The 23,551-nt window shown below is 67.1% G+C and carries 26 protein-coding genes; all 26 read right to left on the bottom strand.

The features are described from left to right. Window positions 1–4: 4 nt before the first annotated feature. The 26 genes from flgK to APAU_RS05200 all read right to left on the bottom strand — a co-directional run bounded on the left by flgK (window position 5) and on the right by APAU_RS05200 (window position 23,545). Window positions 5–2,623, bottom strand: coding sequence for a flagellar hook-associated protein FlgK (flgK, locus tag APAU_RS05315; protein ID WP_006300681.1), 2,619 nt, complete (start codon window positions 2,621–2,623; stop codon window positions 5–7). Between the two features lie 12 nt (window positions 2,624–2,635). Beyond that, window positions 2,636–3,082, bottom strand: a complete 447-nt coding sequence (gene flgN, locus APAU_RS05310) for a flagellar export chaperone FlgN (RefSeq protein WP_006300680.1) — start codon at window positions 3,080–3,082, stop codon at window positions 2,636–2,638. A gap of 3 nt (window positions 3,083–3,085) precedes the next feature. After that, window positions 3,086–3,370 carry a flagellar biosynthesis anti-sigma factor FlgM gene (gene flgM / locus APAU_RS05305; RefSeq protein WP_006300679.1) on the bottom strand — a complete coding sequence of 95 codons (285 nt, stop codon included), beginning with the start codon at window positions 3,368–3,370 and terminating at the stop codon, window positions 3,086–3,088. Between the two features lie 139 nt (window positions 3,371–3,509). Continuing rightward, window positions 3,510–3,884: a MerR family transcriptional regulator gene (locus APAU_RS05300; protein ID WP_006300678.1), complete on the bottom strand. Its 375-nt coding sequence runs from the start codon at window positions 3,882–3,884 to the stop codon at window positions 3,510–3,512. A gap of 5 nt (window positions 3,885–3,889) precedes the next feature. Beyond that, window positions 3,890–4,549, bottom strand: coding sequence for a ComF family protein (locus tag APAU_RS05295; RefSeq protein WP_006300677.1), 660 nt, complete (start codon window positions 4,547–4,549; stop codon window positions 3,890–3,892). A 43-nt stretch (window positions 4,550–4,592) separates the two neighbouring features. Further along, window positions 4,593–5,801, bottom strand: coding sequence for a methionine adenosyltransferase (gene metK / locus APAU_RS05290; RefSeq protein WP_006300676.1), 1,209 nt, complete (start codon window positions 5,799–5,801; stop codon window positions 4,593–4,595). A 107-nt stretch (window positions 5,802–5,908) separates the two neighbouring features. Continuing rightward, the gene (locus APAU_RS05285) at window positions 5,909–6,334 is read right to left on the bottom strand and encodes a GNAT family N-acetyltransferase (protein ID WP_006300675.1); all 426 of its coding nucleotides are present in this window, start codon (window positions 6,332–6,334) and stop codon (window positions 5,909–5,911) included. After that, on the bottom strand, window positions 6,321–6,575 hold the full coding sequence (locus APAU_RS05280) for a hypothetical protein (RefSeq protein ID WP_006300673.1): 255 nt from the start codon (window positions 6,573–6,575) through the stop codon (window positions 6,321–6,323). The genes APAU_RS05285 and APAU_RS05280 overlap by 14 nt, the downstream gene beginning before the upstream one ends. A 17-nt stretch (window positions 6,576–6,592) precedes the next feature. Continuing rightward, complete coding sequence (locus APAU_RS05275; protein WP_083806768.1) at window positions 6,593–7,885, bottom strand: DUF3084 domain-containing protein; 1,293 nt, start codon at window positions 7,883–7,885, stop codon at window positions 6,593–6,595. 6 nt (window positions 7,886–7,891) lie between these two features. After that, window positions 7,892–8,083, bottom strand: coding sequence for a type II toxin-antitoxin system RelE family toxin (locus tag APAU_RS12980; protein WP_232207770.1), 192 nt, complete (start codon window positions 8,081–8,083; stop codon window positions 7,892–7,894). Window positions 8,084–8,129: 46 nt separating this feature from the next. Next, window positions 8,130–8,318 (bottom strand): hypothetical protein, encoded by a 189-nt coding sequence (locus APAU_RS13290; protein ID WP_156789437.1) that lies wholly within the window; start codon window positions 8,316–8,318, stop codon window positions 8,130–8,132. Between the two features lie 100 nt (window positions 8,319–8,418). Beyond that, window positions 8,419–8,733, bottom strand: coding sequence for a nucleotidyltransferase family protein (locus tag APAU_RS05270; RefSeq protein ID WP_006300669.1), 315 nt, complete (start codon window positions 8,731–8,733; stop codon window positions 8,419–8,421). A gap of 141 nt (window positions 8,734–8,874) precedes the next feature. Then, complete coding sequence (locus tag APAU_RS05265; protein WP_006300668.1) at window positions 8,875–9,153, bottom strand: type II toxin-antitoxin system RelE family toxin; 279 nt, start codon at window positions 9,151–9,153, stop codon at window positions 8,875–8,877. Next, the gene (gene relB / locus APAU_RS05260) at window positions 9,137–9,370 is read right to left on the bottom strand and encodes a type II toxin-antitoxin system RelB family antitoxin (protein WP_006300667.1); all 234 of its coding nucleotides are present in this window, start codon (window positions 9,368–9,370) and stop codon (window positions 9,137–9,139) included. The genes APAU_RS05265 and relB overlap by 17 nt, the downstream gene beginning before the upstream one ends. A gap of 181 nt (window positions 9,371–9,551) precedes the next feature. Beyond that, a complete protein-coding gene (locus APAU_RS13530; RefSeq protein ID WP_083806765.1) occupies window positions 9,552–11,570 on the bottom strand; it encodes a Synerg-CTERM sorting domain-containing protein in 2,019 nt (672 codons plus the stop codon). A 316-nt stretch (window positions 11,571–11,886) separates the two neighbouring features. Beyond that, window positions 11,887–13,044 carry a type II secretion system F family protein gene (locus APAU_RS05250; RefSeq protein ID WP_006300665.1) on the bottom strand — a complete coding sequence of 386 codons (1,158 nt, stop codon included), beginning with the start codon at window positions 13,042–13,044 and terminating at the stop codon, window positions 11,887–11,889. Window positions 13,045–13,047: 3 nt separating this feature from the next. Beyond that, a complete protein-coding gene (locus APAU_RS14635) occupies window positions 13,048–14,529 on the bottom strand; it encodes a GspE/PulE family protein (protein WP_006300664.1) in 1,482 nt (493 codons plus the stop codon). Beyond that, window positions 14,526–16,472: a type II secretion system secretin GspD gene (gene gspD, locus APAU_RS05240; RefSeq protein ID WP_006300663.1), complete on the bottom strand. Its 1,947-nt coding sequence runs from the start codon at window positions 16,470–16,472 to the stop codon at window positions 14,526–14,528. The genes APAU_RS14635 and gspD overlap by 4 nt, the downstream gene beginning before the upstream one ends. 95 nt (window positions 16,473–16,567) lie before the next feature. Further along, window positions 16,568–16,915 (bottom strand): type II secretion system protein, encoded by a 348-nt coding sequence (locus APAU_RS05235; RefSeq protein WP_040344916.1) that lies wholly within the window; start codon window positions 16,913–16,915, stop codon window positions 16,568–16,570. Next, window positions 16,912–17,859 carry a type II secretion system protein GspC gene (gspC, locus tag APAU_RS05230; RefSeq protein ID WP_006300661.1) on the bottom strand — a complete coding sequence of 316 codons (948 nt, stop codon included), beginning with the start codon at window positions 17,857–17,859 and terminating at the stop codon, window positions 16,912–16,914. The genes APAU_RS05235 and gspC overlap by 4 nt, the downstream gene beginning before the upstream one ends. After that, complete coding sequence (gene gspN, locus APAU_RS05225) at window positions 17,856–18,479, bottom strand: type II secretion system protein GspN (protein ID WP_006300660.1); 624 nt, start codon at window positions 18,477–18,479, stop codon at window positions 17,856–17,858. The genes gspC and gspN overlap by 4 nt, the downstream gene beginning before the upstream one ends. Beyond that, entirely contained in the window at window positions 18,476–18,964 is a 489-nt protein-coding gene (gspM, locus tag APAU_RS05220; protein WP_006300659.1) for a type II secretion system protein GspM, read from the bottom strand. The genes gspN and gspM overlap by 4 nt, the downstream gene beginning before the upstream one ends. Further along, entirely contained in the window at window positions 18,961–20,016 is a 1,056-nt protein-coding gene (gene gspL / locus APAU_RS05215) for a type II secretion system protein GspL (protein ID WP_040344914.1), read from the bottom strand. Before gspL ends, gspM begins: the two co-directional genes overlap by 4 nt. 112 nt (window positions 20,017–20,128) lie before the next feature. Beyond that, a complete protein-coding gene (locus APAU_RS05210) occupies window positions 20,129–21,052 on the bottom strand; it encodes a type II secretion system minor pseudopilin (protein ID WP_006300657.1) in 924 nt (307 codons plus the stop codon). A gap of 10 nt (window positions 21,053–21,062) precedes the next feature. Then, on the bottom strand, window positions 21,063–21,680 hold the full coding sequence (locus APAU_RS05205; protein ID WP_006300656.1) for a type II secretion system protein: 618 nt from the start codon (window positions 21,678–21,680) through the stop codon (window positions 21,063–21,065). Further along, window positions 21,677–23,545, bottom strand: a complete 1,869-nt coding sequence (locus tag APAU_RS05200) for an O-antigen ligase family protein (RefSeq protein WP_006300655.1) — start codon at window positions 23,543–23,545, stop codon at window positions 21,677–21,679. Before APAU_RS05200 ends, APAU_RS05205 begins: the two co-directional genes overlap by 4 nt. Between the last annotated feature and the right edge of the window lie 6 nt (window positions 23,546–23,551).

Raw genomic sequence — 23,551 nt, 5'->3', positions numbered from 1 at the left:
GAGCCTAGAGTCCTACCCGACCCATGCCGTTGATGATCTTGTCCAGCATTTCGTCGATGGTGGTGATGTACCGGGCCGCGCCGTTGAAAGCCTGTTGGAACTTGATGATGTCCATCATCTCTTCGTCCATGTTGACTCCCATCACCGCCTGCCGCTGGGTCTGGATCTGCCCCACCAGGGCGGTCTGGTTCTTCCCCATGGTGGCGGCGCGCTGCCCCGTGGCCCCCAGCTCGGCGATGAAGCTCTCGTAGAAGGCGTTGAAGTCCGCGGTGCGGTCGTTCAGGACCTTAGTCTGCTTCAGCTGGGCCATGCGCAGGGCGTTGGAACCGTCCCCGGAGGAGGTGCCCCCGGTCCCCTGGGCCTTACCCTTGCCGTCGTCGCTGGCGGCGGCGATGAGCCCCGAATGGTTCTCGATCTCTTCGTTCAGCTCGAAGCTCTTCGCCGCGCCGTACCGGACGGCCACGGTGTCGAAGAACTCCACCCCCGAAGTCATGAGGTAGTCCCCCGTGCCGTGTCCCGCGAAGTGGAGGGCGTTGGTCTCCGAGACCAGGCCGAAGACGATCTCGTCGAAGCTGTCCATCTGGGCCAGGATGAAGTCGTCTCGGGATTCCAGCATGCCCTTGAGTGCCCCCCCCTGGACGTGGTGGCGGCACTGGATCTGGGTCTCTCCCACGGCCCGAAGCTCCAGGCGCAGCCCCGAGTACAGCTCCTCCGCCGTGGAGGCGGACCACCCGTCGTCCGGGGTGAGGAGCCTTGCGTCCCGGAAGGCGTTGCTTACGGAGAGGTATTCCTTGTTCTCGAAGACGAAGTAGGCGTCCTGAGCCTGGGTGATGAAGCTGGTGGTGTCCAGCTCCAGCTCCGGCGTCGCCGGATCCTCCACGTTGACGAAACCCAGCTTGCGGGCCATGTAGAGGCTGCCGCCCTGCCCGGTGCCGCAGTCATCCCCGCCCAGAACGTTGATCCGCTGCCCTTCCCCCGCCAGGTCGCTTTGAAGCTTGAGGTAGTAGGCCCCGTTGGCCCCGTCCCGTTCGATGAGACAGCGCAGCCACTCCTCCGGGCGGTCCGGGGGGTCTCCCGCCGGGTCGGTGGTCAGCTCCGGAGGGGTCTTCTTTGCCAACTCGCTGGCGTAGGCCCCGTTGATCTTGTTGGCGATGGTGGTGAGGGTATCCTCCTCCGTCACGTTGATGGTCACCGCGGGACCGGAGTTCTTGAGGCCCAGCTGGGAGGCCAGGTTGCCCTGAACGTCGGTGATGGAAAGGAGTTCCCGGTTGTCCGACCCCAGGGTCCACTCGTTCCCTGCACCGTTGACGGAGCAGTCCAGGGCCGCGCCGTAGTTTGCGCCGAAGAAGCTGTCCAGGTCCGAGAGGTTCAGGTTGGCCGTGGCGCTGGCGGCGGCATGCCCCTGATTGTCCGTGATGTCCCACTGGTTGGTGACGCTGTTCCAGCGAACCTGCACCAGACTTTCGAACCCTCCCGCAGCGACGCGGAAGCGGTGGGTGACCTCGGTGGTGGCAGGGATGGGGGGCTCCAGCACCGTCCCGACGAGAACCGCGGGGGGGTTTCCCGGAAACGCCGTGGTGGTCTTCTGGACTCCGTTGGTTCCCACCTGGATACCGAAGCTGCCCCGAAGGCCCAGGGCTGCGTTGGCATCCTGGACGGCGAGACGCCCGTTTCCCTTGCCCACCTCCCAGTTGGCCTCGTTGGCCAGCCTCTTGACCTGGAGGGACACCACGGACTCGGTCATGCGCTGTTCCAGCACCGCCACCGCCACCTCGGGGTTGCTGACGTGGTCGAAGGTGTTGTCCTCCACCTGGACGTCGAAAAAACCCTGGTTTCCCACCATGGGGACGGTCTCGAGGTGACGGGTCTTGGTTCCCTGTACCAGCAGCTTGCCGTGCAGGTCGATCTTGAACTCCCCGTCCGCCTCGTCGATGCAGGGGCTGCCCACGGTGCAGTCGATGATCTTGCTGAGCTTCTCCGTCAGCAGGTCCCGGCGGTCCAGAAGGTCGTTGGGGTTGCCCCCCACGCCCTTGATCTCCGAGATGACCTCGTTGAGCCCGGCGATCTGGTCGATGTACTCGTTGGCCTGGTCCACCTTGAGCTTGATTTCCTTGTTGAGGGCCGTGCGGTATTGGTCGTAGTTGGTCTCCAGCTGATGGAGGAACGCCACGGTGGACTTGGTCTTCTGCACCAGGTTCTCCCGGGTGGCGCTGTCGTCGGGGCGCTTGCTCACTTCCTGAAGTGCCTCCCAGTACTGGTCGATGGCGTACTGGAAGCCCTTGCCCGCGGGTTCGTTGACGTAGATCTCCGTCTGGTTCACCGCCTGCTGGACCTGTTCCCAGTACCCCTGGACGGAGATTTCCTCCCGGTACTGGGAATCGAGGAAGAGGTCGCGCAGGCGCTTGATGGCGTCGATCTTGACCCCCGTGCCGATCTGTCCGGGGATGGCGGGACGCGCCAGGCCCGGATCGGTGAAGGGGTCGGTGGAGGAGGCCTCCACCCGCTGGCGGGAGTAGCCTTCCACATCCGCGTTGGCGATGTTGTGCCCCGCCGTCTCCATGCCCCGGCGGAAGTAGTCCATGGCCCGACGTCCCATCTCGAACCCGAAGAAGCTGTTGATCATCCCTATGCCCCCCTAGATGCGGGTATCGAACCCACCGGACCCCATGGGGATCTCCGCAAGGCGCCGCCACTCCCCCAGCATCATTTCGTTGAGGGTGCGGGACTCCTCCATGAGAATCCCCAAAAGCTTCATCTCCGCCCGAAGCAACCCCACAGCCCCCAGCAGGTCCGCCCCCGCTTCCTCAAGGGAGCGGGCCTCCTCCTGGGGAAGGTGGGCACAGATCTCCGTGAGGACCGCGTCGCACCCCAGCTCCTCCGCCAGATCCCGGGAGAGGCGGCCTCGCTTGACCTCCGCAGCCTGGGCCCGCACGGAAAGGTGCTGAAGCTCCCTCATCTGGTCCTGCAACGCAGAAAGGCGCTCTCCTTTGAGCGCCTCCCGCTGACGGATCGTCACTTCCCAAAGCTCCCTGAGGATTCCTTCCTGAACCCGCAGGGTCTCCAAAAGCGCACCGGAGCTCAAGGGTCAATCCTCCGTCTTCAGAATCCCCGCCCAAACCAAACGGGACGCCAGGGATTTGAGGTCCGGGGCATAGGTCCCCGCCTCCACCTGGCGACGGAGGTCGTCCACCCGGTCCTGCCTCGCCTCGGGGAGCTTCTTCAGTTCCCCCGTGGCCTGGGCCAGCTCCCGGGCGAAGGAGCTGACGCTCACCGCGTCGGAACTCCCCCCCTGCACCCCTTCGGAGCGCTTCTTGGGGGCGCTGCGTTCGATGGGTTGGTTTCCGTAGACTCTCTGGATGCGATCGATCATGGCGATCTCCCCTCGTGTTCGACGGCCGCAGATCCCGGCCTTGCTTGTGTATCGGGAACGGAGCCAAGAGGCTTTAGCAGTCTCCCTATGGGGCTGGGGACTCATTTGTGGCTTCCCAAACGATCCGGTGGGGAGGCCTTTAGAGAAAACCCCTGCGGTGAGCGCGGCATTCCTCCCGAAGGGCGCTGCGGCATCGCTCGCAGAGCCCCCCGCCGGTCACCGCGGCCCCGCATCCGGGGCAGACCCCGGCGGTGCGGGGCGACCCGTCCGGAAGGGGTTGCAGCTCCAGCCGTCCCTCCTTCACCAGGGCCTGGACGACCCGCTCCTCGATCCCCAACAGCTCCCCCACCTCCTGGGCCGTGAGCTGCAGGTCCCCGTGGTCCCGAAGCAAGGCCCGGATCGCCCCGTAGAGGGCCTCCGCCTCTCCCTGACAGCGAGGACAGGCCACCCCGCTGCCCCCGGTCCGCACGAAGGCCTTGTGGCAGATGCAGCATTCCACCAGTTCCAGGGGCATGGCTCTCAACCCTCCTTGCAGCCGCCGGGGCTCCAGGTCCAGACCACCGCCCCCGCGACCTTCCATCCCGCAGCCCCGGCGGCCCGAGCCGCGGCCCGCAGGGTCTCTCCTGTGGTGGACACGTCGTCCACCAACACCACCCGCCCCGCGGGGCCGGGACGGGCCCACGCCAGGGCCCCCTCGGGAAGGCGCCGCGCCGCCCCGTCGGAAGCGACCTGGGGCGGCCGCTGCAGGGTCCAGCGCAGGGATTCCGCCACCTCCGTCCCCCAGAGGGAAGCCAGACCCCGGGCCAGCCCCGCCGCCTGGTTGTAAGCTCTGGGGCTGCCCCGGTGCAGGGGCACCGGCACCAGCAGGTCCGTTTCGAGGCGGGGCAGTTTCGACGCCAGGGCGCGTCCCATGGGAACCCCCAGTGCCTTCCACCCTTCATATTTTAACAGGTGGACCAGCTCCCGGGCCTTGCCCTCGTGGAGGACGCCGGGGAACACCCCGGGAGCCCGGGGGTGTCGGGGGCAAGGGAAAGGCCCTTGGCAGAGAAGACAGTGGGGAGCAAGGGGCAGGACCAGGGACTCCAGACAGGGTGGGCAGGCCACCTCCCCCACCCGTCCGCAGACGGGGCAGGAGCAGGGCCACAGGAGGTGCAGCAGGGGGGCGATCCAGGGATGCACGGGGTGAAACGGCAGGGGGCGGGAAACCCGCCCCCTGCGAAGTCTACGCCCGGCTCTGGGCGGCCTTGCGAAGGGCCTCCGCCCGGTCCGTGCGCTCCCAGGCGGGCAGGGGGGACAGATCCCTGCGCCCCATGTGTCCGTAGGCCGCAAGACGCCGGTACTGGGGCTTGCGAAGCTCCAGGTCCCGCAGGATGGCGGCGGGGCGGAAGTCGAAGTGTTCCCGCACCAGGGCCGTGAGGGCCTCGTCGGAGAGGACCCCGGTGCCGAAGGTGTCCACCATGATCGACACGGGATGGGCCACCCCGATGGCGTAGGCCACCTGAATCTGGCAGGAGCGGGCCAGGCCCGCGGCCACCACGTTCACCGCGGCGTAGCGGGTCATGTAGGCGGCAGAGCGGTCCACCTTGGTGGGGTCCTTCCCGGAGAAGGCGCCCCCCCCGTGGGGGATCATGCCGCCGTAGGTGTCCACGATGATCTTGCGCCCCGTGAGGCCCGTGTCCGCCAGGGGACCTCCCAGGACGAAACGCCCCGTGGGGTTCACCAGGATGCGGGGCTTGCGCTCCACCCACTGGGGGGGCACCACGGGACGGACCACGTGCTCGATCACGTCCGCCTCGATCTGCGCCGCATCCACCGCCGGGTGGTGCTGGGTGCTCACCACGATGGTGTCCACCCGCACCGGGCGACCGTCCACGTACTCCAGGGTCACCTGGGTCTTCCCGTCGGGCCGCAGGTAGGGCAGCACCCTCTGGCGCCGCACCTCCGCCAGCCGCCGGGCCAGTTTGTGGGCCAGGGACATGGGGGCGGGCATGAGCTCTTCCGTCTCGTCACAGGCGAAACCGAACATCATCCCCTGGTCCCCCGCGCCGATGGCGTCGATCTGGTCGTCCGTCAGGTGGGACTCCCGCATCTCCAGGGCCTTGTCCACCCCCTGGGCGATGTCCGGGGACTGCTCGTCGATGGCGGTGATCACCGCGCAGGTGTCTCCGTCGAAGCCGTACTTCGCCCGGGTGTAGCCGATGTCCTTGACGATGTTCCGGGCCACCTTGGGGATGTCCACGTAGCAGTTCGTGGTGATCTCCCCCGCCACCACCACCAGACCGGTGCTCACCAGGGTTTCGCAGGCCACGCGGCCCATGGGGTCCTGCTCCAGAATGGCGTCCAGAACGCCATCGGAGATCTGGTCTGCGAGTTTGTCGGGGTGCCCCTCCGTCACGGATTCGGACGTGAAAAGGAACCGTTCTTTGCTCAACAAACACACCTCCACATAAAATGCGCCGCCCCGCCTCGAAAAGGCGAAGCGGCGACCTGTCCCCACTTATACCACAAGGGGTCTCGGCACCCAAGCCCGAAGCTCTTTCACGTGTACTCGATGGGACGGCGCTGGAGCACCAGGGCCCCCTCCCGGGGCTCGAAGCCCTTGCGGGCCAGGAAGGGGACCAAGTCGCTGGTGTAGGTGGAAAGGAGGGGGATGGAGCGCACCGCCGGGTGGTCCAGCACATAATCCAGCAGGGCGCTGCCCACTCCTTTGCCCTGGTGGTCTGGGTGCACCAGGATGTCCCACAGGGAACCCCGGAAGACGAAGTCCGTCATCAGGCGGCAGAAGGCCACCAGCTTCCCCTCCCGGCGCATGGAAAAACACATGCTGGTGCCCGCCAGCATCCGTTCGATCTGCTCCAGGGAACGGCTGCGCCCCCAGCGGGTGAAGCGGTAGAGGTCCTGAAGCTCCTCGGGCCTCACCGCCTCCTTGCTGTCGTAGGTGAGGTAGCCCTCAAGGGAGCCCATGGGGAGACTCCAGGGCAGCGGGAGCGTCGGGGGAAACCGACGGCTCCGTGGGCAGGAGGGCCAGTCCCCCCAGGATCTGCCGCAGGTCCTTCCCCCGGGCATCCGCCGCCAGGGGGAGCTGGAGTACCTGCCCCGCCCCGCAGCGGGGGCAGGTCCAACGGGTCCGGGCCACCCCGTCGGGGTCCGGCGTCCCGGGAAGGATCTCAGTCTTGTCGCAGTGTTGGCAACCAACGATGAGCATGGATTCCTCCGTCTTCTTCAGGGGGCCTTGGTGACGATGCGCACCGCCACGGGCCCCTCGGTGTAGATGTCCTTCTGCGCCAGCACGGAGACCGTCAGGGACGTGCGGCTTTCGGCGATGCGCTCCACCCCGTCGTAGAACTCCGTGGCGCTCAAGTTTCCCACGGTGCCCCGCAGGGGGTCGGGGAGCACCCCCCGACGCACCACCTTCTGGTTCACCTCCCGCAGGAGGACGTGGAGAATCTGTTCCGCCTCCTCCGGGGACGTGCCCGAGGGAACCTCCCGTGCCGCCAGGACCTCCCCCTCCTTCACCACCACCACGCTGCGGAAGGACTGGACCTGGCCGTACACCGTCTCGCCCAGCACCGCGTTGGACCGAGCGATGAGCCGCAGCACCCGCCGATCCGCCGTGCCGGAGAGGAGCGCCAGAGCCTTGGCCCGCTCCTCCTCGTCCAGAGCCACGGACACCTGCTCCGGGCTTTTGGCAAGACGAGCCGCCAGCCCTTGGCTGGCCCGATCCAGCAGCAGGTCCAGGGACCGACGAGGGGTACGCTCTTTGGGCTCCACGGGAAGCTGGGACAGCAGCTCCCCCGCCAGGACGGCGATGCGCCCCTCCCGCACCTGCTGGAGCCCCTCCCGAAGGGCCTTCGCCTCCCCCTGGAGCTTCGCCACGGAGCGGGACAGGTTGGTCTTCTGGGACTGGAGATCCGCAAGCTGCACTTCCAGCAGGGCGCGGCGGTCCTCCAGGTCCTTTGTGTGAGACTGGGCCTCCTCAAGGCGGTCTTTCGCCTCCCGAAGGGCCGCCCCTTCCTGGATCAGGCGCTTTTCCACCTCCCCCAGGGCGCGGGCCTTTTTCTGCAGCTCCTCCTGGCTCTGGAAAAGGCGGAACTCCAGGCTCTCCAGATCCTGCCGGTTCTGCTGAAGCTGACCGGTCAGGTCCGTCACCTGGCGCTGCACGAACTTCATCCCCAACAGGGCGGTGCGCACCGTCTCCGAGGCGGCGGACACGACCATCAGCGTGGCCAGGGTGATCAGCACACCCGTGAGGGCCGTGACCACCGAGGAGGTGTGCCGGGGGCGCAGGCCGAAAAGGGAGATGCGCTTCTTGCCGATGCGCATGCCCACCACGTCACCCACGTAGGCCACCACGGCGCTCACCGCCACCAGCACCGCCAGCAGTTCCCAATTCAGATCGGCCAGGATGGCGGACAGAACACTCCCCCCTTTCGGGGCTACGCTACCACAAAACGGTGGGGTTGGTACCGGGGGAACGGCGGATAGGGAAGGAAGAAAGGCAGTCGGATCGAGCAAGGGACTCTACCTGTATACCTCCCTGCGATGCCCCACCCGGATCACGAGGATCAGCAACACCTCATGGCGAACCTCATAGAGAACCCGGTAGTCCCCAACCCGAATCCGAAACCGCCGCTCTCCCCGAAGAAGTTTGCAGCCCGGAGGACAGGGGTCCTGGGCAAGAGAGAGAATAGCCTGGAGAACCCTACGGTGCATTTCCCGGCTTAAGCTGGATAGTTCCTTCCGCACGGAGGGACGAAACTCAATCGAGTACGCCATACTTGGCTTCGTAGTCCGCCAGGATCACGTCTAGAGTGACGTTCTCCCCATCTTCCGCCAGCGCCTCGTCTGCCAGCCGGTTATCCCTTTCGTCCTCCAGTCGCGCCAACAGCTCCGCATCCTCCAGGGAAACCAGAGCCAGCGCGGGACCCAAGGGAGGTCGAAAGACCACCCGCTCGCCCCGAGCAGCCCTTCGGAGCGCTTCCAAAGGGATGCCATATCGGGGTCTTCGCCGGGAGCACAGATTCTTCATTCTTTTCTCCCCCCTCTTCTCATCGCAGAACCAGACCCAAGAGGTCCACCGCCTCTCGAACCACCCGGTCCCGGAAGAAACGGCTCAGATCCTCCGGGGTGTGGAGATCCACGGTCCGGCCAAAGGCCTCCCCCAGGTCTTCCTGCAGGGCCATGAGGCCCAGAAGCCCCGGCTCCCGGTCCTCCAGGAACGAGACGAGAAGGTCCACATCACTGCCCTCCCGCCCTTCCCCTCGGGCGAAGGAACCGAAAAGGGCCAGACGACGCACGAAGTGTCGGCGACAGAGTTCCTCCACCAGGCGTTTTTGCGCAGGCGTCAGCTCCGGCAGATTCACGACTCACCCCCCTTCCAGACCCCATGGATGGAACCCCGAGCGGAAGGACGGATCCTCGGCTCGGAAGCGGCGGTACAGGGAACCCCCAAGGCAAAAGCCCCCCCAAAAACCCTTTTGGAGGCGGGGGGGCCTGCACCCTCATCAACCCGTCGGCTTCGGAGGATAGCCTTGGGACCGACGACAGATCTCCAGGATCAGGACCACCAGGCGCGCATCCTCCAGGCGGCAGAGGACCCGGTAGTCTCCCACCCGATAGCGCCAGAACCCCGCCAGAGGCCCTGTCAGCCCCCTCCCCCGCCGACGAGGGTCCGGCAAACGGACCGCATCCTCCAGGTACTCCAGAATCCTCCGCGCGGTAGGGGGATCCAGTTTGTGCAGGATCCTCGCACAGAGGGGAGTGAACTCAAGCCTCCAGGCCAAGGCTGGCCTTGACGGCCTCCAGGGAAAGGGTTTCCTCTCCCGAGGCCACATGGACCTCCCATGCCTCCACTGCTCGGGCGTAGTCCTCCAGGTCGTCCAGGTACCGCTCCAGGGCCTCTCGGATGAGGCCGCTTCGTGGGCGGTTCATGCGACGGGCCGTTCGGGCCAGTCGATCCTCCAGAGCTTCTCCCAAACGAACTGCCGTAAGCGCGGACATGGCCATCACCCCCTGTATAACAAATGTATCACCCCTTCCCGCATCGTGCAAGGAACGGCGGGGAGGAACTGACCCTGGTGGCAGCGGGTCATTAGGGAAGATCAAAAAAACCGGGCGGGCCCGAAGGCCCGCCCGGTTCGTGGCGCTAGATGCTAGGTGTTACCAGGATTTCCGGACCTGCTTAGCCGCGCTTGCGAAGAAGAGCCAGCGGGGCGAGAAGCAGGAGGGCCATCGGGGCGAACCCGAAGGCGGAGCAACCGCCGCTGCTGCTGGAGCTGCCCGGAGTCGGGGTGGCCGTGGGGCCAGCCGTGGGGGTCGGTCCAGAGGTGGGCGTCGGGGTCGTGGTGGTGGGCTCGCCAGCGTAGATGGGATCCACCAGCACGTTGTTCTTCTGGCCGTCGTAGACGATGAACATATTGTTCACGGCGACCACGTCGTTCAGACCCGTGGGCTTCGCCATGTCGGCGATGACCATGAAGAAGCTGATGTAGTACTCGGAATCCGTAGCGTTGTTCCGGACCTGGAAGTACTTGGGCAGATCCGCAGCAGGAGCCACGTTCGCAAGGGCATAGGTCTGACCGCCAACCACCTTCTGGGGGCCGATGGCATCAAGGAACGCCTTCAGTCCGCCAGTCGCATTGAGGTTCGCAAACTTGTTCTGGATAGTCCGCCACTTGTTGCTGGTGGTGCCCCACACCCGGTCCACATCCGCCGCGCGGACCCGGAGGGTCACCTGCATCGGATAGACATACACCTCGTCGTCCCGGGCAGGATTGGGCACGGGGATCTCAAAGGCGACGGGAGCCACGTTCTTCGCGGAAATGCTCGGAGCGGAAACATGCCCCGTCACGCCCTGAGCCTGAGCCATGGTCACATTCACATCCATGCTCGGGAAGTAGGTCGTGCGATTAAACACAGCAGCATTGTTGGCCAGAACAGCATTCCGAATCATGACGTTCGCCACATCGGTACGGGCATCGAACGCCATCGTCGCCACGGCAGGAAGGGCCGCAGAAGTCCAGTTATACGTCGTGGTCTCCCAGCCGTTAGCAAGCTTAGGAGCCCAGGTACCGGCAGCGACAGCAATCCGCTCACGGCCAACAAACCCAGTAAACAGATCCGTAGAGACCGTGCCAACGCCAAGAAGGGTACGCATCCGGTAGGCCCGCAGAGTGCCCGCATTGTTGGTCCAGGAGTAAAGGCCATCATACCCAGTGGTCTTCCTCATCGTGGTACGACCATCATTGCGCACAAAGAAATCGATATTCGCCGCAGTGCCATCCAGATTGACGTTAGGAACGAGCCCCATATTCGTCGTCACAGGAGCCGTCTGGGGGGTGGTAAAGTGATGAAGCGCAACTCTCTGCCCCAAGGCATTGTTGAAGTCGCCATCGGCATCGTTATTGACGTTAATAAACGCGGAAGTGGTGAGGTCAGCATCCTGAGCGGCAACCCGATCCACGAGGATGGGATAGGTCATGGTCCGCTTAGCTCCGACTGCGGTCACTCCACCATCCGCCACACCAGCAGCCCAGGAAAGCTCCAACGTATAGGCAACCGGGGCCGCCTCCACAGTGGCAGGCACGTTAAGAGTCACGGGAACATCCACGCTGGTCGCCTTATCGATGTTGACGGCGGGATTCGTGTTGAGATGCACCACGCGCTCAAGAACGTTGTTGCCATTGCTGTCGAGAATGCGGATATCGACAGAGGAGGTAGGCACTGCAGCATTCGGCTGCGCATCAAAACGGAACACAGGCCGAATTGTCGTGGTGGAAATCGTGTTAAAGACAAACTTATCGACGCTCACATAATTTGTAAGCGCGGGAGCCGCAGCTCCGTTATCTCCCGAGGTCACAAGCCCGCGGAAAATACGCGGCGCAGCTGCAGGAAATGCACCGTCCGCCACGCCGAAATCTCCGAAGACAGTCAACGCCCTACGCTGCCCGGCGGCAGTAGTCCCGTCATTCACATTGTCGTCGCTGTTGATACCAAGATTGATGTTAACCCCGGAGAAGGCATACTCTCCAGCTCCAGCAACAGGAACCGCAGCGTCGTAGGACTGATAGATCGACCACGCCGTCGGATCACCTGCCGCGCTGAGGTCAGCAGGACCGACAAACCGAGCAACGGCGAAAGCAATCCCAGTTGCCATGAACACTACCATGGCAACGAGTGCAAACAAAGACTTTTTCTTCAAATCGCACACTCCTTTCAATTTTCAAGGTTCACCATCACCCGCACAAAGGTACAAGCCCCGAGGTCTTTCGTACCCTCTGCCTCACCTCCATTCAGGTCATCGAAAGGATCAGCCACCGCACGAAACCCCGCATGTCTGCGGCCGAAGCCGCCGTACCTCTTGCCGCCGTCCGGCGGCGGGAGCCTCTGCCCTGCGGGGTGGTGGGCGCCGGTTTCCCACTGTTTCCCGACGTGCCGCCCCGGGCAAGGGCTTTAACACATACAACACGGGGTCCGCCCCTTGTCCAGAGCTTTCCTCGCAACTTCGCAGGGATTTTCTACCGGATCAGGCTGGAGAGGTCGAACACCGGCAGAAGCACCGCCACCACGACAAAAGCTACCATCCCACCTAAAACGACAATAATCGCCGGCTCCGCCAGGTCCGCCAAGCGCTGCAGACTCGCCTGGGATCGTTCCCAGCAGGTGGCCCCCAGCCTCTCTAGCGAGTCCGGCAGGTCCCCCCCCAACTCGGCGATGCGCAGCACCGCCAGGAGATCCTCCGGGAAACCGCCCTGCCGTTCCAAACCCTGGGAGAAACGATACCCCATGCGCACCGATTCCGCCACTGCCCGCCAGCGATTTCGGTCCCGATCCATGGGGGCGGTGAGCTCCAGGGCCTGGACCAGGGGGATGCCGGACTTCAGCAGCGTGGACAGGTGGGCGAACACCAGCGCCAGTGCGAGCTGCTGCCGGGTCCCCCGAAAGAAGGGCCAGTTCACGTTCCCTCCGCGACGGCGCAGCCACAGCCACCCCAGAAGGAGCCCCAGGAGGACCGGCCAGGCCAGGGCCTTCACCACCCCCGCCACTCCCAGAAGCACCCGGGTGGGCAGGGGCAGCGCCGCCCCGATCTCCGCGAACAGCCCCGTGAGCCGGGGCACCACGTAGGTCAGCAGGAACCCCACCACCCCCACCCCGATGACCAGCATGGCCAGGGGGTAGGTGACGGCGGACTGGATCTTGCGCCGCAGTTTCAGCTCGTCCCCGAAGAGTCGAGCCGCCCGGTCCAGGATCTCCGGCAGCTTGGAGGAGGCCTCGGCGGATTCCACCAGCCCCAGGAGCACCGGCCGGAAGAGACCGCTCTCCTTGAGGGCCACCGCCAGGGAACGGCCGGACTCCACGGATTCCCGCAAGGTCCGATACAGGTCCCCCAGCCGCTGGTTCTTGGAGGAGGTCCGCTCCAGCAGGCCCAGCACCTGGGCCAGGGGTAAGCCGCTTTTCAGGAACCCCGCCAGGGCGGCGCAGAACTGCTCGTGCTGCTCCAGGTTCAGGGGCCTGGAGCCCCCCCCGGTCCTTCGGGCCGCCTCCTGCCGCACCGAGAGGACCACGTAGCCCTGGTCTCCCAGGGTGCGCAGCAGCACCCCCTCGGAGGGAGCCTCCCGCCGAAGGGTTCGGGTGCGGCCCGTCGGATCGGAGGCGCTGACCCGGTAGAAGGGCACCGTCTAGGCCTCCCCAACCACCCGGAGGACCTCCTCCGGGGAGGTGAGTCCCTCCTGCACCCGCAGGACCCCCAGCTCCAGGAGGGTGCGCAGGCCCCGCTCCCGGGCCAGGTCCCGCAGGACTCCTGCGGGGGCGTTCTCCGCCACCGCCGCCTGGATGGGGCCGTCCACGTCGAACTGTTCGTACAGCCCCAGTCGCCCCCGATAGCCGGACCCCCCACAGGCCTCGCAGCCCCCGGGACCGAAGGCCCCTTTCGCACCCAATCGAGCCAGGAAGGGAGGCACGGGGATCTCCCGACGACAGTGGGGGCAGAGACGGCGCACCAGCCGCTGGGCCACCACCCCCAGGAGGGACCCCGCGATGAGGTAGGGTTCCACCCCCATGTCCGCCAGGCGCCCCACGGCGCTGACCGAGTCGTTGGTGTGCAGGGTGGAGAGCACCAGGTGCCCCGTGAGGGAGGCTTGCACGCCGATGTGGGCGGTCTCGTAGTCTCGCATCTCCCCGATCATGATGATGTCCGGGTCCTGCCGCAGGATGGTGCGCAGGGCGGAGGCGAAGGTGACCCCGGCCTTTTCGTTCACCTGCACCTGCCCGATCCCTGGGAGGTCGTACTCCACCGGGTCCTCCACGGAGAGGAGGTTCACCTCCGGCCGACGCAGGGACTGAAGGATGGCGTAGAGGGTGGTGCTCTTCCCGGAGCCCGTGGGCCCCGTGAAGAGGATCATGCCGTAGGGGTGGGCGATGAGCCGCTCCAGAGCCCGCTGCTCCTCCGCCGCCATGCCCAGGCTCTCCAGGGTGAGCAGTCCCCGGGCCTTGTCCAGGAGGCGCAGGGCCAGCCGCTCTCCGTGGGGGGTGGGCAGGGAGCTGACCCGGATGTCCACCGCCCGGTCCGCCAGGGCGATGCCGATGCGTCCGTCCTGGGGGACGAAGCGCTCCGCGATGTCCATGCGGGCCATGACCTTGACCCGGCTGGTGAGGGGGGCCTGGTGTCCCTTGGGGAGGGAGTAGGCGTCCCGGAGCACCCCGTCCACCCGGTAGCGCACCAGAAAGCGGTCCTCGTAGGGCTCCAGGTGGATGTCCGTGGCCCGCACCTTGAGGGCCTCCAGGATGAGGCCGTTCACCAGCCGGATCACCGGGGCGTCCACGGAGTCGCTCAAGACCTCCAGGCGCACCAGGTCCGAGAGGTCGTCGATGCCCTCCACGGCGCTCACCGTCTCCTCCGCCACCCCGGTCTTCAGGTCGTAGAGGGCCCGGATCAGTTCGCCGATGCGGGGTTCCGGGTGGATCTCCAGCTCCACGGCGCACCCCTGGGCGGCCCCCAGGAGCTGCGCCTGAGCCAGCCGGTCCAGGGAGGGGGCCGCCACCACCAGGACCCCCTCCTCCTGCCGCAGGGGCACCAGCAGCAGCTCCCGCAGCACGTCCAGGCTCACCTGGGGCGGGATGAGGGGCAGGACCCGCTCCGGGGCGGGGAAGGGGGCGCTCACTGCTTCCTCACCGCGTCCTTGAACAGTTTGTCCAGGCGCAGGGTGGTCTCGGCCTCCGCGGCGCTGGGGACCTGGTCCCCCGAGGAGATCTGCACGGACACGTCCACCGCCTGGCGGGGGTTCTCCAGGATGTAGGGGGTGAGGAAGATCATCAGGTCCACCTTCTCCCGCTGCTTCACCGTGGAGGTGAAGAGGTTCCCCAGGAGGGGGATGTAGGAGAGGCCGGGGACCCGGCTCTTCATGGACTTCTCCGCTTCCTTGATGATGCCTCCCAGGATGATGGTCTGGCCGTTCTCCACCAGCACGTTGGTCTTGATCTCCCTCTTGGTGGTGGTGGGGGTGTCCACGGTGGAGGCGGTGAGGACCTCTTCGATGCGCTGTTCGATCTCCAGGGCCACCAGGTTGCCGCTGCGGATGTGGGGGGTCACCTTGAGGATGAGCCCCGTGTCCTTGTACTCGTAGCTGCTCTGGACGGCACTGGGGTTGTTCACCTCCGAGAGCTTGCCCTTGAGCTGGGGGATCACCTGTCCCACCTGGAGGGAGCTTTCCAGGTTGTCGGTGCACATGATCCGGGGCATGGACAGCACGTTGATGGCGTCGAAGCGGTTGAGGAGCTTCACGTAGCCGTACACCAGGGCCTTGCTGTCGTAGACCGTGGTGGTGATGGCGTTGCCGAAGCGGTCGTAGGTGACCGTGTCGTGTTTGGTGAGGTCCCGGAACCACTCCAGGAACATGGGGGGGATGGAGCTGTTGCCCATCTGCACCTGCCCCGCGAAGACCCCGTCCCCGGTGAGACCGCCCCCCCAGGCGGCCCAGTCCACCCCCGCCTGGTCCAGCTTGGTGAGGTTCACCTCCGCCACCAGCCCCCGGAGGAGCACCTGCTTGGGCTGGATGTCCAGCTGTTCCAGAACCCGTTCGATGGCGGCGTACTGCTCCGGCGGGGCGGAGAACACCAGGCTGTTGGTGGGCAGGTCCGGCACCACCGTGGTGGGCATGGTCCCCTTGGCGTCGGGCTGCATCCGGGCCGCCACCGCCAGGATCTGGGAAAGCTGTTCCGCCACCTTCTTGGCGTCGGAGTTCTGGAGTTTGTAGACCCGGAAGTTGGTGGACTGCACGGGCACGTCCAGGGCCTGGATGATGCGCTGGGCCTCCCGGAGGGCCTGACGGGTGCCCACCAGGACGATCTTCTTGCTGGGCTCGTCCGCCACCGCCAGGATGCCCGTCACCTTGGCCCCCGGGTCCTTGGAGAGGGCGTTGAACTGCCCCTCCAGGAGCTTGGGGGAGGCGTACTGGAGGGAGAAGACCTTGGCGGCCCGGATGCTGTCGGAGGCGTCCAGGGCCTGGATGAGGCTCACCGCCCGCTGCACCAGGGTGGCCTTGCCCGTGAGGAGCACCCCCATCTGGGACTGGAGGGGCTGGATGCCGATGCCCTGGACCGCCGCCTTCACGGGTTCCACCACGTACCCCGCCTTGACGTAGTCCAGGGGCACCACCTGGGTGACCACCTGCTCCCCCGGTCCGGGGCCCCGAGGGCTCTTGCGCACCGAGAAGTCCTGGGAAGGGCCCGCGGAGGCGGGGAGCACCTTGGAGTAGCCCCCCATGTTCTGAAGGGTGAGGGAGTTCATCTCCAGGATGGAGAGCATCACCTGCCGAGCCTCCTTGAAGGAGATGGCCCGGGGGGAGACCACGGAGACGTTGCCCTTGAGCCCCGGGTCCACCACCAGGTTCTCCCCCAGAAGCTCGGACATGAACCGGATGAACTTGGCCAGCTCCAGGTCCTTGAAGTTGAGCTGCACCTTGCCGGTGGAACGCATGGCCCGGGCGGCCTGGACGAGGTTGCGTTCGTCCGTGGGATCCGCCGGGGGGTCCTGGGCCCACAGGGGGGCCGCCAGGAGAAGGATCAGGGCCAGGGGGCCCAGGGTACGAAGAAGCCTTGCGCGCATGGGGGAACCTCCTTCAAAGGTACGAACTTTCGGATGAGACCGATCCGGCCCTCCCCGAAGGGGGGCGCTCTTTCGCCTTGCTCCGCCGGAGGTGGTCAGGGAACCACCACCCTCAGGGTCCTTCCGGGCGCTCGGATCTCCACCTCCCGCCACTTCGCGGGGGACGCTTCCCCCGTCTGGCTGGGGGCCTGGGCCTGACGCCATTCCAGGTCGCCGCTGGTGCCGTTGTCGGACAGGGTCTTGTCCCGCAGCCCCATCTGGATCTCCGCCACCTGTTCCAGGAAGGCCCTTCGGGTCCGGGCCTCGTCCAGCGCCCGCTGGGAGACCAGGGCCAACCGCAGGGCCCCCACGGCGCAGAGCCCCAGGATGGCCACCGCCACCAGCACCTCCACGAGGGTGAAGCCTCCGCGCCGCCCTGCGGGAAGGGGGAGACCTCGGCTCATTTCACCGCGTACCCCAGGTTGACGGGCTTGCCCTCCCGCACCACCGTGACGTCCATGCGGGCCCCTCCGAGGAGGGAGTTCACCGCGTTGGACACGTCGCTCAGGTTGCGGATGGGCACCCCGTTGAGAGACTGGATGGTGTCCCCCTCCTGCACCCCCAGCTGCCCCAGCAGGCTGTCGGGCTGGATGGCCGCCACCTGCATTCCCTGCACGTCCCCGGAAGTCTGGGGGATCAGCCGGACCTTGGAGAGTTCGTCGTAGGGGTTCATGAGGAGCTTGTCCAGCAGCTCCCGGGACAGGGAGCCGTCCTTGCCCTCCCCAGGGGCCTGTACGGCCCCGGGGGGCGCAACGGTCCCCCCCGGAGTCCCCGCGGGAGGGGACGGCGTCGCCGCGGCCGTGGAGCCGGACAGGTAGAGGTAGACCTTGTGGACCGTCTCGTCCCGCACCAGGTAGATGCGGTCCGCATCCACCCGCACCAGCTTGAAGCCCCGGAACTCCTGGTTCACCAGGACCAGGGCGGTGGAGCCGTCGGCGCGGATCCACGCCCCCACGCCGGGCAGGGTCCCCGCCAGGGCCAGGGCGTCTGCGGCGGTCTGCGTCCCCGCCTCCCCGGCCTTTTGGGTCAGGGCGAAGGGGTTGGCCTCCTTGAAGACCTCCAGTTTCTGGGCGGGGTCCTGGGCCACCGTGCGGGGCGGATTCTGGGACAGGGCTTCGATCTGGGCTCCCAGGTCGCCGGCGGCCAGGCGGGCCCAGCGGCCCTCCAGGAACCCCGAGGCCCCCCAGGCCAGGGCCAGAGCCCCCAGGGCCGCGGCAAGCCACGGAGCCGCCGCCTCCCCCCAGGCGAGCCAACGGGCGGGGTCCTTGACGCGGTCCTTCCAGGAGGACCCGTCCCCCGAACCGAAGGGCGCAAGGCGCAGGGAGCGAAGTTTCTCCGGCAGCCTCATGGTCCCTGGGTCCTCCAGGCCCCGGGGGCAGTGCGCTTCAGGGGCATCAGGTACTGCACCATGTTCAGGGTCCGGTCCAGGGGGTCGGGCACCTTCAGGGAGACGTCCCAGCCCCGAGGGGTCCCCTGGGGCAGCTCCAGGATCAGGGAGCCGTCGGCGGAGAAGGAACCCCGCAGGCGGAAATCCTCCATGCGCAGCTCCGACGGGGACACCCGGAACCGCGCACCCCCGTCGGTCCACTTGGCCTCCTGCCGATCCGGCAGGACCAGGGCTCCCCGATCCAGGGTCAGGACGGCCCGGGCGGCCCCTCCCAGCAGTCCCGCAGGGGAGAGCTTCAGGGCGGCCTCCCGGCAGAAGCCCTCCACGAAGGAGGTCTTGAGCCGTACCCCCCGGTAGGTCAGGGTGGGGGCGAAGCGGCCCTCCACCTCCTGGGCGGCGGCGGAGACCACGACGCCGGAGCCCGCCGCCTTCAGGGACAGGCGGGCGAAGAGCAGCTCCCCCGCGGCACCCCAGGGGAAGAAGGCCCACAGGCCCAGGAGGAAGACCAGCAGCAGACCCAGGCCCCCCAGGGCGGGGCGGACCCAGGCCCGCAGGTCCACGGACAGGGCGGGCATCCTCATGGCTTGTTCCCCCCCACCACCAGGGTCACGGAGAGGAGGCGGTCTTTCTGGAAAGGCAGGGCCTTCAGCTCCGCGGTGCGCACCGTCAGCCCCCGGCGGATCAGCTCCTGGGCCAGGGCGGTGCACTCCTCCCCGTAGAGACCGTCGAGCTGCACCACCGCCCCCGCGGGGTTGGAGGCGAGCTGCACCATCCGGTCCTTGAGCTTCATGGACTCCACCGTCTGGGTGAGAGCGGAAAGGGGATCCTCCGGCGTCGCCGCAGCTCCTCCCACAGGAAGACACAGGGCCTGGGCCGCCAGGTCCGTCAGCTCCCGCAGGTCTCGCCGGACCTGCAGTGCCTGGGCCTGCTGGGCGGAAGCCTGAAGCCAGATGCCCCCGCCGAAGCACCACAGCAGCACCCCCAACAGCAGGGCCGTGGCGGCCTTGCGCCCCTCCGGATCCTGGCGAAGCTCCTGGAGGGATTCCCTCAGTTCCTTGGCGTTCATGGGCGGTCCTCCTTCAGGGTGAGAACGAATCGGAACCCTCCGCCGGGGATCTGCTGGAGGTCCCCCATGGCGGCGGAAAGGGGGCCGTCGTCCACCCGCTTGCGGAAGGCCTGGACGGCCTCGGTGGTGGAGGCGGAACCCTGGATCTCCGACTTGTCGGGGCCGTAGCGGAGGGATTCCAGGCGAACTCCCTGGCCCTGGTCCTTGAAGGCCTGTCCCATCAGGGCGAGCAGGTCTCCGAAGGAAAGGCCGGAGGAGGAAGCCCCGGCGCGGCGAAGCCTCCGCTTGGCCTCCATCAGGGGATCCCCGGGGGATTCCTCCCCGAAGGCTCCCCGGAAGACCCGGTATTGGGCCTGGGTCGCCGTCTCCTGGGTGCGGAATCCGTCCAGCCACTGGTACCCCGCGGCCAGGCAGAAGAGCCCGCCCCCCAGGCCCAGGATCCAGGAAAGGCGCCGCAGGGTGTGGAGGGAGCGGCTGCGGGATTCGGCGTGGGCGGCCCCGCGGAGGGACAGGTCGAAGTCTCCCAGGAAGGGAAGGGCCCCGTAACCCCGAGGGGCCTCCTGCAGAAAGCGTTCCCGCTGGGAGGGGTCCCGCAGGTCCACCACCCGGCAGGGGCCGGGGCAGCCCAGGGCATCCCCCTGGGCAAGCAGGTTTTCCCGAAGGTCCTCGGGGCTCTGCCCCGAGAGGCGCTGCCACCGGTAGCCTCGGGGGATCCCGCCGGCCACGAAGAGGGCGGCGACCCCGTCGTCTTCCACCACCCCCAGGACCCCGTCGGGCTCCTCCCCCAGAAGGGCCAGGGGGGCTGGCCAGAAACGGGCCTCTCCCACCCGGGCGGAGAGGGATTCCAGCTCGTCCCGGCGGGCGATCCAGGCGACGCCGGAGCACCCCTTGCCCCGGCGTTCCGTCACCAGGGGGACCACCAGGGTCTGGGCAAGCCCCTCTCCCAACAGGGGGAGGAGGCGAAGCCTCAGGGCCTCCCGCACCTTTCCCGGCTGGGAGAAGGGGAAGGCGAAGGGCTGCACCGAGAGGGTCCGGGGAGCGCCCAGCACCACCCGGACCCCCCTTCCCTGCGGGAGTGGATCGTCTACCAACGAAAACTGCGGAGGCGCCGCCCGTCTTTCCATCCGTTCCTCCTTCGTCCGGCCTGTCCTCGCCGGGCTGACTCTACTCCACCCACCGCACCAGGGTGCAGGATGCCTTGGGCCCCGTTCCGGAACGCTCCAGCACCGCCTCGAAGCGCCTCTGCAACCTTCCCTGGCGGACCTGGATCCGCACGGAGACGTACCGGCTCGCCACTCCCACCACGTTGGTGATCCGGGGGAGCACGTCCTCCGGAAAACCGGGAATCCGTTTCAGGTCCTCCACCTTCTTGATGGGAGCCGTCATCCGAAGCGCCGCCAGGGCCTTCGCCTCCCGATCCCCCAGACGCTCGTCCAAAAGGGCCAGCACCCCCGGGTCCACGGTGTTCAGGTTGATCTTCTCCCCGCAGAAGGGGGTGACGAAGCGACGAAGCCCCGCTTTGGCCTTGGTGCCGTACAGCAGCTTCCGGTCCACCCCGGGGCAGTTCAGGAATTGCGAGAGATCCTCGGCGGGACGGTTGAGGTACCCGTCTTCCTCCTTGCCCCCCATGCGAGGCACCGTGTCCCCATCCATGTAGTCCAGCAGCTTCGGCCCCAGCTCCGGCTTGCCCAGGAGCAGGAAAAGGCGCTCCCAGGGGCCTTCGAACTCCTTTTTCACGGTGAAGCCGTCGGGCAGGAAGAGGGACCCCAGGGGAATCCGGTCGTCCAGGGGCACCAGGGAGAGGCGCACCGTCAGCCCCCCTGCGGGGGGAAGGGGTTTCACCGACCCGGGACGGTAGGGGGCCTCGGCGAGGCTGTCGTAATCTTCGCTCCTCGCCGCCAGGAGCGCCTCCGCCGTTTTGAGGGCCCCGAAGGCGGCGCTCCTCGCCCGAAGCTGGAAGGTCCGCTCCTCCGTCATCCGCACCTCCGACCGGGCGAACCAGGCCAGGCCCGTGGCGGCGGAAAGGAGCACCGTGACGGAGAGGAGCACCGAAAGAAGGATGAACCCTCCCTTTGCGGGTTTCCTCATACCCGGAGCCTCACGGCTTGGTCTCCTCCTGGACGGGGAGCCAGTCCTGGTGGCGGTAGCTGCGTCCCCAGCGGGTCACGGTGATCCGTACCCCCTGGGGCAGCTTTCCCGCGGCCTCCTGCACCCAGGCCTTCTCCTGCCGCGCCTCCACCCGGAAGGAGTCCACCCCGGGGAGCACCAGGCGCGCGTCCTCCGTCTTGAGCCCCTCCAGGGAGACGTCCGTCGGGGCCTTGACCTTCAGGTCCCACCGGTACAACCCCGTAGCCACCGGGTGGAGCAGGTCCTGGCGCACCACCGTGTATACCACCGTTCCCAGGATGCCTCCCCGCCGGGTGGGACCCAGGGACCACACCAGGAGGGCATCGTCGGGGCCTCCCGCCAGGGCGTCCCGGCGCACCAGACGAAAGGGGGCGGACGCCTGGGGCAGGCCGTCCCGAAGGTCCTGCACCACCGACTCCAGGGCCGCGACGACCTTCCTCTCCGCGCCGTAGTCGTCCCTTACGGCCCGGAGCTTTTCCACCAGGAAGATCATGGGCCCCAGGGCGGAGGTGGCGATGAGTCCCACCAGGGCCACCACCAGGAGGATCTCCACCAGGGTGAACCCCCGGGAGCCCCCCGGGGCCCTCACGGGGCGGCGCTTCGGGGAGCCCCCGAGGCGGGACCGCCCTTCTGGAGCTGGAAGGTCCCGGGCTTGAGGAACCGGGTCATCTCACGGACCTTGGCCTCCTCCCCCAGGGTGCCGTAGCCCTTCATGAGGTCCATGAGCTTCTTGGCCTCCGCCCGCTGGCGGAAGGCCTGGTAGAGAAGGTCCAGGCCGGGCTTGAGGAACCGTCCGTCCCGGTTGGCCTCCGCCACCATGAGATACAGATAGCCCTTCTGCTCCAGGGCCTCCTCCCGGGACATGAAGTGCTTGCCCGCCTGGTCCAGGGCGCCCATCTTGAAGTTCGGGTCCCGGCTCTGGGTGGCGGCGAAGAGGTACCGGTCCCCCAGCATGCCGTCCCCCAGGAAGAGAAGCCCCCCCAAGGCCACGAGAGCCCACAGCCCCCCGAAGGCCCGGAAGACCGCCGGGTGGCGCACCTCCGTCCAGGAAAGCCGGGAGGGCAGGAAGGAGCGGGCGGAGAGGGCCAGGGCCACGGCGAACCACACGGCGATCTCCACGCGATGGAAAGGACGGCTGAAGACCGCGTCGGTGGCGATGAGGAAGACCATCCCCGCCGCCCAGAGGATCTCCAGGGGAAAGGCCTCCCGCCGGGCCACCGCCCGTCCGAACCCCGCCAGCCAGAAAAGCCCCATACCCGCCAGAAGCAGCCCGCCGAAGACCCCCAGTTCGCAAAGCCACTGGAGGTATTCGCTGTGGGCCCAGTAGGTGAACTGCCACTCCCCGTCGGGGTACTTGTCGAACATGGCCCGCTGGGCGGCGAGGTAGTTCCACTTGAAGTGCCCCAGCCCCACGCCGGTCACGGGGTGCTGGAGGAACATCTGGAAGCTCGTTCGCCAGATGCCGATGCGCAGCCCCACGGAGCCGGGGTTCTGGATCATGTCCAGGGTCTTCTGGGTCATCAGGGTCGCCCGGCCGGTGTTGAGGGCCTTGTCCGCCACGAAGCTGCCCGCCAGGACCACCCCCAGCACCAGGACGATGGCCCCCAGGCGGCGCAGGTGGGACCGGTCGTAGTTCCGCCAGGCCATGAGGGCGAACACGGAGAAGCCCACCAGGAGGGAGAGGATGCCCCCCCGGGCGGTGGAGTTCCACAAGCCCCAGCCGTTGACCGCCAGGAGGACCAGGTTGCCCCAGCGCAGCAGGGCTCCCTGTCGGATGCGCCCCGCCGCCTCCTGCCCCCCGTAGGCCACGTGGAGATACACCCCGTTGAGCACGGCGATGGCCATCCACAGGCCGAACATCTCCTGCTGGGCGGTGTTGCCGATGTAGTACCCCGGGGTGTTCATGATGAACGGAAAGGGGGCGTTGAGGCTGCGCATCTGGAGTTCCGCGAAGAGCACGTTGACCGCGGCGTTGAGGTTCGCCAGCCACAGGGCCACCCGGATCATGTTCCCCGTGGGGAAGAGGTTGTAGGTGAGCAGGTAGAGGGCCACCAGGGACCCCAGGGTGAGCCATTCCTTGAGGAAGGTGACGGATGAGGTCAGGGGCGCCCAGAAGGGCTGGAGGGAGAGAAAGAGGAGCACCCCCACCCAGAGGGTTCCCAGGGGGTCCAGGACGAAACCCGTGCGCTCCGTGCCGTACCGGGCCAGCCGGGCCCCGGCGAGGACGGAGAGAACCCCCACGGGCACCAGGGTGACGAACCACTTCATCAGGTGGAGGGTGTCGTACCAGTGCATGCCCGAGAAGACCAGGTTGGGCAGGGTGAGGGAGAGGGTGACCAGTCCCTCGAAGATCCAGTCCGGAACCAGGGGGTTCGACACCACCTCCCCCGTGAGGGGATGGAGCTGCGGTTCCGGCGCTTCCTTGTGCGCTTCCTTGCTCTTGCGTCCCGCCACGACGGC

The organism is Aminomonas paucivorans DSM 12260 (genome assembly GCF_000165795.1).
GTDB classification, from domain to species: Bacteria; Synergistota; Synergistia; order Synergistales; family Synergistaceae; genus Aminomonas; species Aminomonas paucivorans.
The sequence above is the reverse complement of the archived record's forward strand: the minus strand, read 5'-3'. Positions and strand labels throughout refer to the sequence as shown.